The sequence below is a fragment of the Fructilactobacillus lindneri DSM 20690 = JCM 11027 genome (assembly GCF_002907375.1).
Taxonomy (GTDB): Bacteria; Bacillota; Bacilli; order Lactobacillales; family Lactobacillaceae; genus Fructilactobacillus; species Fructilactobacillus lindneri.
In genome coordinates this window covers 1-1,870 of the sequence record NZ_MIYK01000006.1, presented here as the reverse complement: position 1 = coordinate 1,870, position 1,870 = coordinate 1, and the positions used below count along the sequence as shown (strand labels likewise).

The following is a 1,870-nucleotide window of genomic DNA, read 5'->3' as shown; positions in this document are numbered from 1 at the left end:
ATGAGCCCGAAGTGGCGAGCCCGATCTTCCCCATCGGTGATGTCGGCGATATAGGCGCCAGCAACCGCACCTGTGGCGCCGGTGATGCCGGCCACGATGCGTCCGGCGTAGAGGATCGAGATCTCGATCCCGCGAAATTAATACGACTCACTATAGGGGAATTGTGAGCGGATAACAATTCCCCTCTAGAAATAATTTTGTTTAACTTTAAGAAGGAGATATACATATGGCTAGCATGACTGGTGGACAGCAAATGGGTCGCGGATCCGAATTCGAGCTCCGTCGACAAGCTTGCGGCCGCACTCGAGCACCACCACCACCACCACTGAGATCCGGCTGCTAACAAAGCCCGAAAGGAAGCTGAGTTGGCTGCTGCCACCGCTGAGCAATAACTAGCATAACCCCTTGGGGCCTCTAAACGGGTCTTGAGGGGTTTTTTGCTGAAAGGAGGAACTATATCCGGATTGGCGAATGGGACGCGCCCTGTAGCGGCGCATTAAGCGCGGCGGGTGTGGTGGTTACGCGCAGCGTGACCGCTACACTTGCCAGCGCCCGAGCGCCCGCTCCTTTCGCTTTCTTCCCTTCCTTTCTCGCCACGTTCGCCGGCTTTCCCCGTCAAGCTCTAAATCGGGGGCTCCCTTTAGGGTTCCGATTTAGTGCTTTACGGCACCTCGACCCCAAAAAACTTGATTAGGGTGATGGTTCACGTAGTGGGCCATCGCCCTGATAGACGGTTTTTCGCCCTTTGACGTTGGAGTCCACGTTCTTTAATAGTGGACTCTTGTTCCAAACTGGAACAACACTCAACCCTATCTCGGTCTATTCTTTTGATTTATAAGGGATTTTGCCGATTTCGGCCTATTGGTTAAAAAATGAGCTGATTTAACAAAAATTTAACGCGAATTTTAACAAAATATTAACGCTTACAATTTAGGTGGCACTTTTCGGGGAAATGTGCGCGGAACCCCTATTTGTTTATTTTTCTAAATACATTCAAATATGTATCCGCTCATGAGACAATAACCCTGATAAATGCTTCAATAATATTGAAAAAGGAAGAGTATGCGTAGCCGTAATTGGAGCCGTACCCTGACCGAACGTAGCGGCGGTAATGGTGCGGTGGCGGTGTTTATGGCGTGCTATGATTGCTTTTTTGGCGTGCAGAGCATGCCGCGTGCGAGCAAACAGCAGGCGCGTTATGCGGTGGGCCGTTGCCTGATGCTGTGGAGCAGCAACGATGTGACCCAGCAGGGCAGCCGTCCGAAAACCAAACTGAACATTATGCGTGAAGCGGTGATTGCGGAAGTGAGCACCCAGCTGTCTGAAGTGGTGGGCGTGATTGAACGTCATCTGGAACCGACCCTGCTGGCCGTGCATCTGTATGGCAGCGCGGTGGATGGCGGCCTGAAACCGCATAGCGATATTGATCTGCTGGTGACCGTGACCGTGCGTCTGGATGAAACCACCCGTCGTGCGCTGATTAACGATCTGCTGGAAACCAGCGCGAGCCCGGGTGAAAGCGAAATTCTGCGTGCGGTGGAAGTGACCATCGTGGTGCATGATGACATTATTCCGTGGCGTTATCCGGCGAAACGTGAGCTGCAGTTTGGCGAATGGCAGCGTAACGATATTCTGGCCGGCATTTTTGAACCGGCGACCATTGATATCGATCTGGCCATTCTGCTGACCAAAGCGCGTGAACATAGCGTGGCGCTGGTTGGTCCGGCAGCGGAAGAACTGTTTGATCCGGTGCCGGAACAGGACCTGTTTGAAGCGCTGAACGAAACCCTGACCCTGTGGAACAGCCCGCCGGATTGGGCGGGTGATGAACGCAACGTGGTGCTGACCCTGAGCCGTATTTGGTATAGCG

The 1,870-nt window shown here is 53.0% G+C and carries 1 protein-coding gene; it reads left to right on the top strand.

Going from position 1 to position 1,870, the window contains the following annotated elements; genetic code table 11:
- Positions 1–1,281: 1,281 nt before the first annotated feature.
- Positions 1,282–1,870: AadA family aminoglycoside 3''-O-nucleotidyltransferase (locus BHU33_RS02910; protein WP_103434760.1), on the top strand; the 589-nt coding region annotated here is incomplete at its 3' end.